We start from the raw sequence: 13,872 nt of genomic DNA, 5'->3' as shown, positions 1-13,872 counted from the left end.
GCTGGAGAACTATCCTGCCAGCCTCATTAGGCGTCAGGCCGCAGCGAACCCTTGCCTCCGCGAGAAGGGACAGACGGATGTTGCCGTGGCAGAGCGTTCGAGAACGGACACGGATATACGTGAACTGTCTGCGGATCGTCAGTTGGGTATCCGACAAACTTGCACCTTCTTGTACGTCAGGCCGTCGCGGCCGGATTGGTACAACGCTGAATTAACATCACGCTTGGATTACCCGCACGGGGCAGGCCAACACCGCGGGATCAATCTCACCATGTCCCTGGCAGCCATGCTCGGCAGATTGATCCCATCTCAGTTGACAGAAGCATTTGATCATTCATCCTCCTGATCCCGGATGTTGCGGAGGAGCCATGGTCACGCACCTCTCGCCCAACTCTCCAGCCGGCGGACCACCGGCGGCCCAGGTCCGGGCCGCGGGCCGTCCTCCTGGTCCGAAAGGGCTTCCCTTCCTTGGCAGCTTGCCCGCCTTCGGGCGCGACGTTCTGGACTTCTTCACCGAGTGCGCACGCCAGTACGGTGATATTGCCAGCTTCCAGTTGGCGGCTTGGCCAGCCGTTCTCCTCAGTCATCCTGACCTGGTGGAAGTCGTCCTGATCGAGAACCATCAGAACTTCATCAAGCATCGCTTCTTCTGGCGCCATGTCCAAGCGATCTTCGGTCAGGGGCTGCTCACCAGCGAGGGGGAGTTCTGGCGCCATCAGAGACGCCTCGCGGCACCGGCCTTCGCCGGCTCGCGCTTGAACCGCTACGGCGACACGATGGTGCAATCCACCGACTGGATGGTCCGGCGCTGGCAGCCAGGGCAAGTTCTGGACGCGCACCGGGAAGCCATGGCTCTGACCCTGCAGATTGCCGCCAAAGCGCTGTTCAATGCAGAGACAGACCAGGACGTGGCTGAGATCGGCCAGGCTCTGGACGAGGTGATGGAGGAGATCGCGGCGCGGCTCCGGCGGCCGTTCTGGATCCCGGATGCCCTTCCTCTCCCGGGCCATATCCGTTACCGGCGCGGCGTCCAGCGCATGGATCAGTTGGTTGCCAGGATCATTGCCGAGCGGTGTGACACGAGAGAAGATTGTGGCGACCTCCTGTCCCTGTTGATGCTGGCCCGTGATGAGGCGGGCCAGCCCATGAGCGAGCGCCAGATCCGCGACGAGGTCATCACCATGCTGCTGGCCGGCCATGAGACCACGGCCCTGGCCCTCTCCTGGACTTGGTATCTGCTCGGATTGCACCCTGCGGTGGATGCGCAGCTCGCCGAGGAGGTGCACACGGTCCTGGGAGAGCGGCCGCCGACAGTCGATGATCTGCCGCGCCTTCGCTTCACAGGGCAGGTGGTCAGCGAGGCCATGCGCCTGTACCCGCCCGCCTATGCCATCGGGCGAGAGGCGCGGGCCGACTGCGAGATCGGCGGGTATGCCGTGCCAGCCGGCACCATCGTTTATGTGAGCCCCTGGGTGATGCACCGTGACCCGCGCTGGTTCGACGAGCCGCAGGCGTTTCGGCCCGATCGCTGGGCGGGGAACCTGGCGAAGGAACTGCCACGCTTCGCCTACATGCCTTTCGGTGGTGGGCCCCGCATCTGCATTGGCAACCGGTTTGCCATGATGGAAGCGACGCTGATCCTGGCGACGGTGGCCCAGCGCTTTCGTCTGGAGGGGCAGACGGATCGGCCCGTTCAGCCGATGCCCTCCATCACCCTCCGCCCGAAAGGAGGGGTTTGGGTTGAGCCGGTCCCACGATCAGCGCGGCGTTTGGCGTAAAGGCCTGCGCTCGGCCAGAGCTCTTCCATCTGGTCGGCCTCGATCAACCCGGCGCTAACCTCGTGCGCACTCAGCTCCCGCGCCGTCGTCTTTTGGATCAGGGCCGCTGCTCCGGCATCGGCAACTTAACACTTTTACTTGCTCTTTTCGGTGTTTGGGTCCTAGGCAGGCCACCTATTTTCAATAGCTTAATCCCGCCGGAGAAGAGCTGAAAACGCCGGAAAACGGCCTTTACTGAGTTAAGTTGACGATGCCCTCGGCGGGGCGGTCCCCCTCCCGCACCATGTCCTCACCCTTGCGACCGCTCTTTTCCGGACAACGGCTCCCTCAAGACGCTGTCGCTCCGCCTCCGGGTGGCGGTCGTATTGCTCTAGCTTGCGGATGAAAGGAGGGCTCCGGATGGTCTCCTGGATGACGGCTTCTGATGCCCGTCAGCTTAGCCACATTATCGCAGGACAGCGAGCGGAGTTAGGTTCATAGACCTACCGCTGTCTGACTGCCATCCATGAGCTGTCTTCTCGGGAAACCCAGCAGGGAGTGACCACGCGGGCGACTGGTGCGCTTCCTCAGTCCCGCTCAAGCTTCTGGTCAATGTGCAGGTAGTCGGAACTATACTGCCCCACCTGCTGAAGACGCTCCCAATCGTTGATGACCAAGGTCTTGCCGCGGGAGGTGATCAGCCCCTCGGCTCGGAGGTCCTGGAGCACCCGGTTGACGTGAACGGTGCTGATGCCGAAGGCGTCCCCCAGCTCCTCCTGGGTGATCGGCAGCTCGTAGCTGTTGTCCTGCATCAGGCCTATGGTATCGAGACGGTCCCGCATCTCGCAGAGGAAATGGGCCAGGCGCTCACGAGCCTCCATCCGGCCGAGGGTGGTCATCCACGCCCGATGCACGGCAGCATCCACCAGTGTGGTATGCCAGAGCACACGGGTGAGATAGGGGTAGTTCTTCGTGATCTCCTTCAAGTCGCTGTGGGCCACCTGAGCCACCGTGCATTCGGTGAGTGCGGCCACCCCATCTTCCATCTTCTTGAGCAGGAAACTGTGCAGGTCCGCAAAGTCGCCGGGGACGTGAAAAGCCGTGATCTGCCGCTTCCCGTCCAGCGAATGATTGTGACGGGTGGCAAAGCCCGAAAGAATGAGGCTGCTGTGAGCCGGGGTGCTGCCCTCGGGCACGATTTCCTCGCGTGGACGATAGACGGCTGTTCGGGATGAGATGTCCCGGAGCACCTGCTTCTCCTCCCCGGAGAGAGAGCCATGCCGCTCAAGTCTGCCGATCAGTGGATGAGACATACGGGCTCTCCCTACGCTCAAGGTTCAGATGGTGACCTAGTGACGGAGGGGAGCACAGCAAGCAGTGCTTCATACAGGCGCGGCGGGAGAGCCTCGATGAAGGGGATCGTCAGCAACTCCTGGCCTGCTTCGTCCGTGATGACGATGGCGTCGGTGAGCCAGTCGTCCCTCCCATGCCGGATGGCTTCTGCGAGAAGGTCCCGGGTGCCATCAAGAGCCTCGGCCCGAGCCGCACCAAGGTCGGGACGCTCGATCCCTTCCGGATCTTCGATGAGCCGGCCGCCTTGGCGGATGTGGCGGTAGAATCGGGGCATGTTCCCAAACTACCGCTACCCGGGCTTGTTCCTTGGCAGGCAGCTTCACGGGGGTAAGAACGTGGACAGAGCAGCCCTTATGGCGAGGCTCGCTCCAATCTCAGAGGGAACATGCCTCCAACCCAACTCATTCTTGTCGGTTGGATTGGTACTCAGCGAGGCCTCATGCCAGAGCGCGATCAGATAATGAAGAGGCAGAAGGTGCTGGGCCTCGCACTCAGAGCCTGGCTCTGGCACCGGGGTGAGGCTCATCGAGGGGCTAGCACGCCAGCTTGACGCCGAGCCGGACTGGTCGTCGTCGTAAGGAACGACGCTTAGCCTTGAATTTGACCGCCGCTGAGGTGTCGCAGTCATCATGCCCGAAGGTCCGGAACAAGACAGCTGCCATTGTCCAGGTGAAGCGCCGCCCTGAACGGGCTTGGCCCTAACTGAAATGCTGGTCGGAGATTGCTTCTCTCATGAGAACCAGCTTGTTGAGCTGATGTGGGTCCAGGCCAAGGCGGTCTGCCCATTCCTCCAAGGCAGAGCCATACAGTCGGGCCAGGAAACGTGCGGGGTCCTCTGATCCGCTCCTGAGCCTGACGAGTTCATCCAGGGCTTCCTTCAACAGCTCACGATCAGCCTTCATCGACGCATCCTGGCTCTTTCGCACGAAAGTGGGTCCCAAGGGCCTGCCGCCAAGGGGGCGAAGGCTTCTCTTCCGATATCTGCTGAAGTGTCCCAATGCAGAGGGCGGGGTACCTACCAGGTGGTTCATGCGGACAGACCAGCGGCACAGAATGGATTTGGGAGCCGTCGGCTCGGTCCGCGTGATCTTTGGCCTTTGCGTCTGCCCGAAACACGACCACTTCAATCCCAACCCCGTCAGGGTCACAGAAGCGGCGCAAAGGATGATTAGGTGCTCGTGAAAGCCTAAAGCCTTTCCTGTTGGTCATACCCCTTTCGAGTCCTACTGCGGAAGAATGGCCTAGCTTAAGGTGATATTGGGCACGAGTCGTCGTGCTGTTCTGGACGCCAGTCGAGAACGAGGGGCAACATCATGACTGTTGATGAGCGGGCGCAAGCCCAGCCGGAACCGCGAGATCGCGGATACAACCTGTTTCGGAACAAGGAGCGACCCGAGCTCCTGTGTGCCGTGCCGGAGGACTACCCCGTACCCGGCTTCATCATCGAGGAGGGGTGGATGTTTGATCGTCCCCTGCGCCCCTCTGACGCTCCTCCGCCAGGGTTCCACGCGAAAGCAGCATCCGCAGGCGTGCGGTTTAACGGCTTTTACATGTTCCAGCTCATTACGTTTGGTGGAGAAGATCCACACGGGATTGCCGCCTGAGCCGCCTCGCGATCCTCTCGGTACCCGTGTGGAGGATCGCAGCCACTGTTGTGCGACGTTCCGCGAGCGCCTCCCGGTGGCCAGGACAACGAAGTGGGGGCGCCGCCCTTAAGATACGCGCTGCCTCGGCCGTCCGAGGGCTGGAACGATCTCGCCTAACTTCTTCCTAGTCCACACATCAGAAAGAGCCTCGTTGAGGGTCTCCTCCTGGCACTCCTCAGACCAAAGAGCCTGGTCTGCTTCGGCACCTAAGAGCTGACGGTGCTTGAGCCGCCGGAATGTTGCAGCGCGACACCCCTTCCGGCAAGGGAAAGCAGGTGGTCGAAGCGCCAATCGCGCCCACTCAGTGGTGCATCCGGCATGCTCAGGGGTATCATCATGGCCTGCTGACCGATTGGCGGGAGGTGGCCCATGGCGCCGGTCTGCCTACGGGATTTGAGCGCGGACGAACTCACGACTGTCAAGCGCCTGGCTCACTCACACACCGCTCCGGCCCAGAGGGTACAACGGGCTCAGATCATCTGGCGCGCCAGTCGCGGCGGGAGCGCCTCGGCGATTGCAGCCCGCCTGGGCCTGGATGGCGAGACCGTGCGCAAGCGCATCCATCGCCTCAATGGGGAAGGTCTGGAAGCGCTCAAGGACCGGCATCGCTCGGGCAGACCGGCTACCTATTCGCCCGACCAGACCGCCCCCGTGATCGCCACTGCGTTGACCAAGCCTGAGACGCTCGGGCCGCCGTTTGCCGCCTGGACACTGGATCGGCTGGCCACCTACCTGCATGAGGCAAAGGGCATCGCGATGCAGCGCAGCCGGATCGACGAGATCCTGCTCCACGAGGACCTGGCCGGCGCAAGCACGAGACCTGGTTCGGCGAGCGGGTCGACACTGCCTTTGTCGAAAAAGGGGCGGATCGAGACGCTCTACGCCGCACCGCCCACAAGCAGCTGTGTGATCCGCCTCGACGAAGTGGGACCTATCAGCGCCAAGAGCTATTCGGGGCGTGCGCTGGTGCAGAGCCGGATGCGACCGGCCGAGCGAGCCCGACAGGAAATCGACGATGGTCGCCGCGCCAAGGACTATGTCTTTGGCGCGTTCTGTCCGGCCACGGGCGAGGCCTTCACCCATCCTTACCCTGGACGCGGCGGCGCACACTGGGTGGACTTCCTGGAGCGGGTTGCGACCTGGGTGCCGCGTACGATCAGGCGGGTGTACGCCATCATGGACAGCCTGAGCTCCCATCGCACCAAGGACGTGCTGCTGTTCCTGCTCGCGCATTCGCGCTGGGAGATGGTGTTCCAGCCCGAATACCCGGCTTACCTCAACCTGATCGAGCCCCGGTGGAAGATCCTGCGCTCGCCGGCGTTAGCCGGTCGGCGCTTCGAGAGCTGGGAGGACATCACCGATGCGATCCACCGTTCAACGGTCTACTGGAATGCACATCGCCATCCCTTTGTCTGGGGCACGCGCCGCCGCCATCGGCCGCGCGCTCTCCCGGAATCGCCCTCCTGCCGAGGGCCGCATGACTTCCCGGATGAACCACCAAGGAATTCGCAGCCGACGAGGACATGGTTCGCGAGCATGAGCGTCCGCCGCACAGCAGCCTCCTCCTGGAGGGATGGGCGGTCCGGTACAAGGTCTTGCGCGACGGCCGCCGCTAATCCAAGCGCTCCATGTCGCGGGCGACTTCGTGGACCTGCAAGGCTTCCCGCTCAAGAAACAGGACCACGGCGTTGGGGCGCTCACTCCCGGCAAGGTCGCCCTGGTGCCTCATCAGGCCCTATGCGAGATCACGGACAATCACCCGCATCTCACCCGCCCGCTCTGGGCCAACACGCTCATCGAGGCCGCCATTCACCGCCAATGGCTGGTGGGATTGGGACGGCAATCGGCCATCGAACACGCCGCGCACCTGCTCCGCGAACTGTTGATCCGCCTCCAGGTGATCGGCCAAGCCGCGGATCGCACCTTCCAGCTCCCCATGACCTGAGCCGAGCTGGGCGACACCCTTCGCATCTCCACGGTCCATGTGAACCGCGTCATCAGAAATCTTCGGCAGGAAGGGCTGGTCACGTGGCGCGGCGATCTCGTCGAGGTCAGGGATTGGGTCCGCTTCTGCGACTACGCCGAGTTCGATCCGACCTATCTGCATCTGGAGGACGAGCCCCGCTGACGGGGCATCAGGCTTGAGGAGGGTTGCGGGGGCGTCTTGTTGGGAAACCACTGGCGCGGCTTACGTTCCCTCCGCAGGGAAACTCTTCAAGGAAGCATCATGTCCGTCGATTGGCAGGCGATGTTCAGTCCAGAACATTCGCTGATTGAAATATTTCTCCGCGGCACGATCATGTACATCGTGCTGTTCTCGATCCTGCGCTTTTTCATGAAGCGACAATCGGGAGTGATTGGCATTGCTGACCTGCTTGTTATCGTCCTCATTGCCGACGCGGCTCAGAACGCCATGGCGAACGAGTACAAGTCCATCACCGAAGGCGTTCTCCTCGTCCTCTCCATCGTGTTCTGGAACTTCGCCATCGACTGGCTCGGTTACCACATTCCCCTGATCCAGCGCTTCACCCGCCCGCCGCCGTTGCAGCTGATCAAGGACGGCCAGCTTCTGCACCGCAACATGCGCCAGGAGATGATCACGCGGGAGGAGCTGCTAAGCCAGCTGCGCCAGGAGGGCATCGAGGATCCGGTGCAGGTGAAGAAGGCCTTCATCGAGGGAGACGGCCGGATCAGCATCATACGAGCCGACAACGGCGATACCGGTAGGCAGAACAACGATCCGCGGGAAATCACCTAGAGATGCCTGTCGATCCTGCCGCCGCGGGACGCCGTCGGTGCCGCCCGGTTCGCCGTGGGGAGAGCGTTTGCCCACAAGGGAGCCGCGGAGCACCGAGGAAACCCGACCTGAGGCGTGACCAGGCGCGGCCCGCATCACGCGGCTTTCATGGGCGCATCGCTGCCCTGAGCGGCCAGCCCGGTGGTCTGTTCCCCTCCCGTAGGGTGTGTCCACGCGGCACCGAGGCTCGCGTCGGGCGGCGCATTGGGCGCCCTTTTCGGAGCACGAGACAATCCGGGCCCCCTTGAAGCCAATGTCCAACCATGCCCGAATGATGCCCCTGCGGCTCAAAGGCCTCGGCCTGCCGCTTTGTGCTCAGCTTCGCGATCATCGAACCGCATTCATTTCTCCGTGAGGTGCAGACATGTTGAATGGAACGAGGCAGATCTCGGCCTCTTAACGGGCAGGCGAGGCTGTGCTCGCCGCCCCCTCGGTCAGATGGAGCCCAACATGGCAGATCAGAAAGACAGGCAATCGGAGCAACTGGAACGCCACTACAAGGTGCGGCAGGTCACGGATATCCAGGCGTCCTGGACGGAGCAGGAGAGAGGCGGAGAGGGCCGGTTCACAGTCCAGCTCATTCTCGACAATGGCGTTGAGGAATACATCCTGCAGCCTGATGCCGAGGACCTTCAGCCTATGCTGAAGCTGTTTGCCATGAGCGATCACACGACCTTTGACCTTGAGCGCAAAGTGCTCATGTTCTCCAACCTGAAGACAGAGTAAGTGAAGCCGCATACGAACCTGATGTGTCCGCCTGCCTCATCGAGCCACCGCCGAGCTGATTGGCGGTGGCATGCGCCTGGAATGGACCAGAAGCCTTTGCCCGACGGCTCTCCGGACATCGCCTTGGATGTCAGCATCCTCATCCTCGCCGGGGTCACGGCGGGTCCGCCTGTGTGCGCGTGAGCGAGCCTTGTTATCGTCAGCACGGGTGAGCGAGGCAGGCAGGACGGTTCGCGCCATATCCGTCATTGTCCCGGCCACCGCATGCCCGGCTTGGGCGATCTGATCCGCGCTCGGACGCTTTTTGATCAGGACGGAGGCCACTGCGCCAGCGGCTGCCGCAAGAGCCTCGGCAAGGATTTCCCGGCCCAGTTCCGAGTTGAGCAGTTCATCCGGCAGACTGGAGGAACGAACTGCCCTCGGCACCTTCACGCCGGCAACAGTCTTGGGCAGCTTCGCTTTCTTGGCCATAGGTCTCTCTGCTCCAGGATTGCCTGTCCTCAGCAAGCGGGATGGCGGTGCGGTTGCCAAGAGCCCTCATGTTCTCTCTTGCGAGAGCATCTGAATGGCTATGGCACCCATGCCCTCGCGCCAGCAGGTTCGTCCTCGTGAACCAGCCATGCTGGAACTCCCGGGGCTCCAACAGATTGGAACCTGAGGTGTAAGCCAGCCGATGGGCTCCATGGCCTTGCCAGCGAACGGTGGAGCCTCAATCATCGATGTCGCACTCACCTTGGCTATCGACGAGAAGTGAGCCGGAGAAGCTTCCGGCCTAGTATCCCTCGAACCCGAGCGGGACGCGCTATGTCATATTCAGCGAGTGAGCAAACCGGCACACGGCCAGCCCGATCCACCGCAGGGCCGCAGGGGAGAGGTGATCGTCACTCAGGGCGTGCCGGGGCGGACATCGTCTTGGATGCACTGGCCGGCGCGATTGCGGGAGCCGCGGCCGTATGGGTGATGGACCGGGTCGACTGGTTCAACTACCGGCGCGGTCTCGACAGCCCACGCACGCGTCGCAGGACGCAGCAAGCCCGGCCGCGCGGGATGGACCCGGCCCACTTGGTCGCCGCGGAAACGGCAGACACGGCCGGAGCTTCACTGACGCCGCGCCAGCTCGATGCCGCTGGTCTGGCCGTGCACTACGGATTTGGAATGATGCCCGGGGCGCTTTACGGCGCCCTGCGAGGGCGGGTCGCCTATCTCGATGCGGGCAGAGGCAGTCTCTTCGGACTGGGCCTGTTTCTGATCAAGGACGAGGGCATCAATGCCGCGGTGGGCCTGTCCGGCCGGCCCCGGGATTATCCCTGGACCGCCCATGCCCGTGGCCTCGTTGCTCATCTTGTCTATGGATTGGTGACCGATGCCCTCTGCAGGGCCTTCAGCGGCTCTGTCGGCGCTCCTGACGGGCAGCCATCCGCAGGTCAAGGGCACACCCCACGAGGCTTCACGGCAAAGCCATCGTTCGTCCGCTACAGCGACGATGTTGAGGTGATCGAGCCCGACGAGCAGGAAACCTTCGACCGGGTCATCGAGGCCATGGCCAGCGGCGGGCGGACCACGCGAGAGCGTTACGGGCGCTCCGTCCGCACGTCACATGCCAAGGCGCACGGCATTCTGAAGGGGGAGCTACGGGTTCTGGAGGACTTGCCTCCCGAGCTGCGGCAGGGGCTCTTTTCGGAGCCTCGCACCTACCCGGCCGTTGTACGCCTTGCCCAGGTGCCCGGCGAGTTCCTGGATGACCGCCGGGTCTCGACCCCGCGCGGCATGGCTCTCAAGATCATCGGTGTTGAAGGCGAGATGCTGCCCGGCCATCAGGGCGAGGTGACCCAGGACTGGGTGCTCGACACGGGCAAGGTGTTCATCGCTCCCAGCGCCAAGGTTTTCCTGGCGCAGATTACCGCGACCGAGATGGCCATGCCGCTGCCGGAAGGGGTGAAGCAGGCCGTCTCCATGACGTCTCGCGCAGCCAATGCGGCTCTCAATGCGGTTGGACTGAACAGCGCCAACCTGGACTTCTACGGTCATCCTTTCATTCACCCGCTGGCGGAGGCCTATTACAGCCAGTGCCCGTTCCGCTACGGCGACTACATCGCCAAGCTCCGTGTCAGGCCCGCCATGCCCCGCCTGCGCCAACTGCTGACCGCCAGCTTCACCCCGGCGGACGAGGACGGCCTGCGCACCGCCGTCACGGAGTATTTCCGTGACAATCCGGCGGAGTACGAGGTCGCAATCCAACTCTGCACCGACCTGGAGCGCATGCCGGTGGAGAATGCCAATGCGGAGTGGCCGGAGAACGAGAGCCCCTACCGGCCTGTTGCCCGCCTGACCCTGCCGCCGCAGGATGCCTTCGACGCCGCCCGTCAGGCTTTGGATGAGACGCTTCTCTTTTGTCCCTCGCACAGCCTGGCGGCACACCGGCCACTTGGTTCGGTCATGCGGGCCCGTATGAAGGCTTATGAGGTCTTGGGCCATGCACGCCGCCAGGAGAATGGGCGTTCCGCAAAGGAGCCGCGAGACATTGGCGAGCTTGCGATCTGACGGAATGAGCGTCGGCGACACCCTCCACCTGGCGCTCCGCCGCCCTGCCGCAATGCCTGACGTCACGGTGAGCCCGCCATTGAGGCAGGCTGCGGGCGGATCCCTCCTGGGGTCGGAGAGCTCACAGGATGTCTCGACCGCCGAGAGACAGCACGATGCTAAGCCTGGCTCGTTCTCCTATCGTCTTTGCAGCATTGGCGCTCATGAAATCATCTGCCCAAGCCGTTCGGGTCTGCGATCATATCGCGGTCTTCGGAGACAGCCTGTCAGACAACGGCAATGCGGGACGTGCGTCGAATGGACCGGTCCAGGTCGAGCACCTGGCTCGGCGGTTCGGGTTGGCGCTCAAGCCGAGCCGGCTGGGTGGATCCAACTTTGTGGTTGGCGGAGCTGGCCTCGATCCCGCTCTGGCAGCACCAGCCTGCGGGCGCAGGCGAGCGCTTAGTTCGAGCGCCCCGTCCGCACGGATGCATCCTTCCCATCGTCTATGGCGGAGGCAACGATCTGCTGGCGGCCGTCGGCCGGACTCAGGCGCCCGCAATGATGGATGCCGCCGTCGCCTTCCCGACGAGCATCGTGGCCGATCCGGCGCAGGCCGCGGCCCAGGTTCTGGAGACGCGCCAAAAATATGCACGGCGAGGCCACGAACGACACCGGGAGCCCTTCTGCAGACCGCCAGAGGGGATCCCGATCCGTCGTCTGCCGGCCAAGGCTCACCGCAGCCTGAGAGGAAACATGTTCCGCATCCGGACATTGATACCAGGACTTGCAGGACAGGAGCCGCCATGACGCAGGAGAAAACCGGTCCGGATGCAACGCCGCGCATTGGCCTCGATCTTGGTCGCCAGATCTTTGACGGTCCAAGTGGCAACGATCAGCGGCCTAACTCCTCCGAGGAAAGGATCCGCCACCGCGCCTACGAGATTTGGGAGAGGGAGGGCCGCTCAGGCGATCCGCAGGATCACTGGCACAGAGCCGAGCGAGAACTGGACGAGGCGCAGCACGAGCCGTCCGAGCCGAAGTCCGGGGATCCGGGCGCCGGCGAAGCCTCGCCGGGAATGGCACAGGTGGGCAACCGGAAGGTGCCCCGGCCCAAGAAGGTGAGCGACCGCTCGGTGCCGGACGACATCGACGAGTGATGGGTGCCTGCACGGCAGGAGGGGACGTGATAGCCCGTCTGGGACCATGGTGCCTTGCTGTTGGCCTCGTCCTCAGTGGGGCGGCCTGTGACCACGGCGATGTGCCTGCCCTGAGGGAGCGGGCCCAGCAGGCCTGGAGCGAGGTGCAGAGACAATACCGCCAGCGGGCCGATCACATTCCGGCGCTGGTGGAGGCCGTGCGCCAGAGGGCTCCCGCCGAGCGCGAGGTGCTCAATGAGGTCATGGCCGCCCGTGACGAGGTGGGGGCAATCCTGAATGCGGACGGATTCATCGCCGAGCCGGAGCGCTTCCGGCATTATGTGCAGGCCCAGCGCCGCCTGACAGCCGCTCTGGATACGCTCTACGAAACCATCGAGCGCTATCCTGAACTGACTGGCGACACGCGCTTCGCTGAGCAGCTGACGGAGTTCCAGCGCCTGGAGGACCGGATCGTTGTGGCGCGCAGCGACCTCATCAGCGCTGTCCGGGCTCACAACCAGGAACTTCGGGAGATCCCGGACCGCTGGGCTGCGGCCATTTTCCGTTCGGACGCAAAGCCCCTGACCGCCTTCGCCCAAGCGCGGCTCGAGCGCACGGGCGGGCGCTCCCGGCTCTGACCTCAGAAGCGGGCTCCGCTGCGATCAGCCGGATCTGTCGGGACCCTGCGGCCCTTCATCCTGGCCGGCCGCTCGGGCGGGATCACCACATCAAGCGGATTGGGGCTGCCGGCAGTCACCGGGTTCTCGCCCATCACCGCCTGGTAGTCGCGGGTCGAGCCGCCGCCATCGCCGGCAGAGCCGCCGAAGTCGCGCCCCGACGGATCCGAGGTCGGTCCAAAGTTCGGAACGTCACCCTCGGTTTGTGCAGGCTCTTGTCGTTCCCCAGCAGGAGAGGGGTGAGGGTTCGGATGGTCATGGTCTGCCTCTCGCTGCGCTTCTGGGTGACTTTTTCCGCACGCGATTCCGGAGGCTGGCCCTGATCCGCTTTGCCTTTTCCAGAGCGGCCTCATGCGGGCCTTCTTGGCCATGACAACCCCTCTAAGCGGCAATGATCATTGGGTGCACCAAGGCAGCTCATCGGCTGGGCCATGCCGATCTCTCTGGGGACGGCACACCACCGCTAAGCCGTAGCCAAGGTTGGGAGACAGGCATGACGCCGCATCTCTCAGAAGGTGTGCTATGGGAATCCAGGAGCGATTGGATCCGCGTAAAAAGGAGTCCGGCAAAAGGCCGGATTCCTGTCTCGGAGAAAGTCATGAGCATCAACGCGTCTGCGGATTGGTACCTGGGTTCATATCCCTGTTCCGGCATGACTGCGCTGAATGATCGGCTCGCCTACACGCGGCGCCCACGGCGTGAGAAGTACCAGATCGCGGCGACAATAATGATCACCAGCAGGATGACCCACCAATAATCCATGATACCACCGCCGGCCGCTCCTGCATCACCTGCCGGAGGAGAATCAGGAGGCGCGCCGCCAGGCGCAGGCGTGGTTTGCGCCCATGCAGGTGAGGCCGCCAGGATAAGGAAGCTGAAAAGTGCTGTGAGGTGACTCATACAAGCATCTCCGTTCAGGGGACCGGAACAACCTTCTGCTGAACAGCCAAGCCGTTCTGGCTAGGGAACGCCTCTTGCGGGAAGCTGTTCCAGCCTGCGACCGGCTTTATCCGTAATGGACGTCTGCGTAACGGGGAGGGAACGCAGTGCGAACAGATCAGGCTGGTCCGTTGCCAGGGATCTAAGACGGGCCGGAAGAAGCATCAGCCCAACACCCACTCCCGCAATATGGCACCGTTGCATTAACCTTGGCGGTACGGTGAGGGGCGGCCAGCTGAGGATCCGCCGGTGTCAAGGCTTCCGCTCCGCATCCTGGCGTGTAGATGAAACCTATGTGCGGGTCGGTGGGCGCCGGAA

General features: G+C 63.3%; 13 protein-coding genes and 1 pseudogene. 10 read left to right on the top strand and 4 right to left on the bottom strand.

Going from position 1 to position 13,872, the window contains the following annotated elements; all coding sequences use genetic code 11:
* Positions 1–368 precede the first annotated feature (368 nt).
* Entirely contained in the window at positions 369–1,778 is a 1,410-nt protein-coding gene (locus GR328_RS25850; protein WP_160888527.1) for a cytochrome P450, read from the top strand.
* Positions 1,779–2,344: 566 nt separating this feature from the next.
* Here the strand turns inward: GR328_RS25850 and GR328_RS25845 are convergent.
* Positions 2,345–3,070: a Crp/Fnr family transcriptional regulator gene (locus tag GR328_RS25845; RefSeq protein WP_160888526.1), complete on the bottom strand. Its 726-nt coding sequence runs from the start codon at positions 3,068–3,070 to the stop codon at positions 2,345–2,347.
* A gap of 17 nt (positions 3,071–3,087) precedes the next feature.
* The gene (locus GR328_RS25840) at positions 3,088–3,384 is read right to left on the bottom strand and encodes a DUF6894 family protein (protein ID WP_205790316.1); all 297 of its coding nucleotides are present in this window, start codon (positions 3,382–3,384) and stop codon (positions 3,088–3,090) included.
* A 1,741-nt stretch (positions 3,385–5,125) separates the two neighbouring features.
* Here GR328_RS25840 and GR328_RS27835 point away from each other — a divergent pair.
* The 5 genes and pseudogenes from GR328_RS27835 to GR328_RS25810 form a co-directional block, all read left to right on the top strand.
* A pseudogene (locus GR328_RS27835) lies at positions 5,126–6,070 on the top strand (IS630 family transposase); the annotation flags it as partial.
* A 259-nt stretch (positions 6,071–6,329) separates the two neighbouring features.
* Positions 6,330–6,701, top strand: a complete 372-nt coding sequence (locus GR328_RS25825; protein ID WP_160888525.1) for a hypothetical protein — start codon at positions 6,330–6,332, stop codon at positions 6,699–6,701.
* Between the two features lie 39 nt (positions 6,702–6,740).
* A complete protein-coding gene (locus GR328_RS25820) occupies positions 6,741–6,884 on the top strand; it encodes a hypothetical protein (protein ID WP_160888524.1) in 144 nt (47 codons plus the stop codon).
* Positions 6,885–6,983: 99 nt separating this feature from the next.
* Positions 6,984–7,514 carry a DUF421 domain-containing protein gene (locus GR328_RS25815; protein WP_160888523.1) on the top strand — a complete coding sequence of 177 codons (531 nt, stop codon included), beginning with the start codon at positions 6,984–6,986 and terminating at the stop codon, positions 7,512–7,514.
* 489 nt (positions 7,515–8,003) lie between these two features.
* Positions 8,004–8,279, top strand: coding sequence for a hypothetical protein (locus tag GR328_RS25810; RefSeq protein WP_160888522.1), 276 nt, complete (start codon positions 8,004–8,006; stop codon positions 8,277–8,279).
* 36 nt (positions 8,280–8,315) lie between these two features.
* Here GR328_RS25810 and GR328_RS25805 read toward each other — a convergent pair whose 3' ends face one another.
* Positions 8,316–8,750, bottom strand: a complete 435-nt coding sequence (locus GR328_RS25805) for a hypothetical protein (RefSeq protein WP_160888521.1) — start codon at positions 8,748–8,750, stop codon at positions 8,316–8,318.
* 441 nt (positions 8,751–9,191) lie between these two features.
* Between GR328_RS25805 and GR328_RS26995 the strand changes: the two genes are divergently transcribed.
* The 4 genes from GR328_RS26995 to GR328_RS25785 all read left to right on the top strand — a co-directional run bounded on the left by GR328_RS26995 (position 9,192) and on the right by GR328_RS25785 (position 12,576).
* A complete protein-coding gene (locus GR328_RS26995; protein ID WP_160888520.1) occupies positions 9,192–10,820 on the top strand; it encodes a catalase family protein in 1,629 nt (542 codons plus the stop codon).
* Positions 10,821–11,183: 363 nt separating this feature from the next.
* Entirely contained in the window at positions 11,184–11,609 is a 426-nt protein-coding gene (locus tag GR328_RS25795; protein WP_160888519.1) for a hypothetical protein, read from the top strand.
* Positions 11,606–11,959, top strand: coding sequence for a DUF2934 domain-containing protein (locus tag GR328_RS25790; protein WP_160888518.1), 354 nt, complete (start codon positions 11,606–11,608; stop codon positions 11,957–11,959). Before GR328_RS25795 ends, GR328_RS25790 begins: the two co-directional genes overlap by 4 nt.
* A 26-nt stretch (positions 11,960–11,985) precedes the next feature.
* Positions 11,986–12,576: a LemA family protein gene (locus GR328_RS25785; RefSeq protein WP_160888517.1), complete on the top strand. Its 591-nt coding sequence runs from the start codon at positions 11,986–11,988 to the stop codon at positions 12,574–12,576.
* A 717-nt stretch (positions 12,577–13,293) separates the two neighbouring features.
* Here the strand turns inward: GR328_RS25785 and GR328_RS25780 are convergent.
* Entirely contained in the window at positions 13,294–13,515 is a 222-nt protein-coding gene (locus GR328_RS25780) for a hypothetical protein (RefSeq protein WP_160888516.1), read from the bottom strand.
* Between the last annotated feature and the right edge of the window lie 357 nt (positions 13,516–13,872).

The organism is Microvirga makkahensis (assembly GCF_009830105.1).
Taxonomy (GTDB): domain Bacteria; phylum Pseudomonadota; class Alphaproteobacteria; order Rhizobiales; family Beijerinckiaceae; genus Microvirga; species Microvirga makkahensis.
This window is presented reverse-complemented; position numbering and strand designations above follow the sequence as displayed.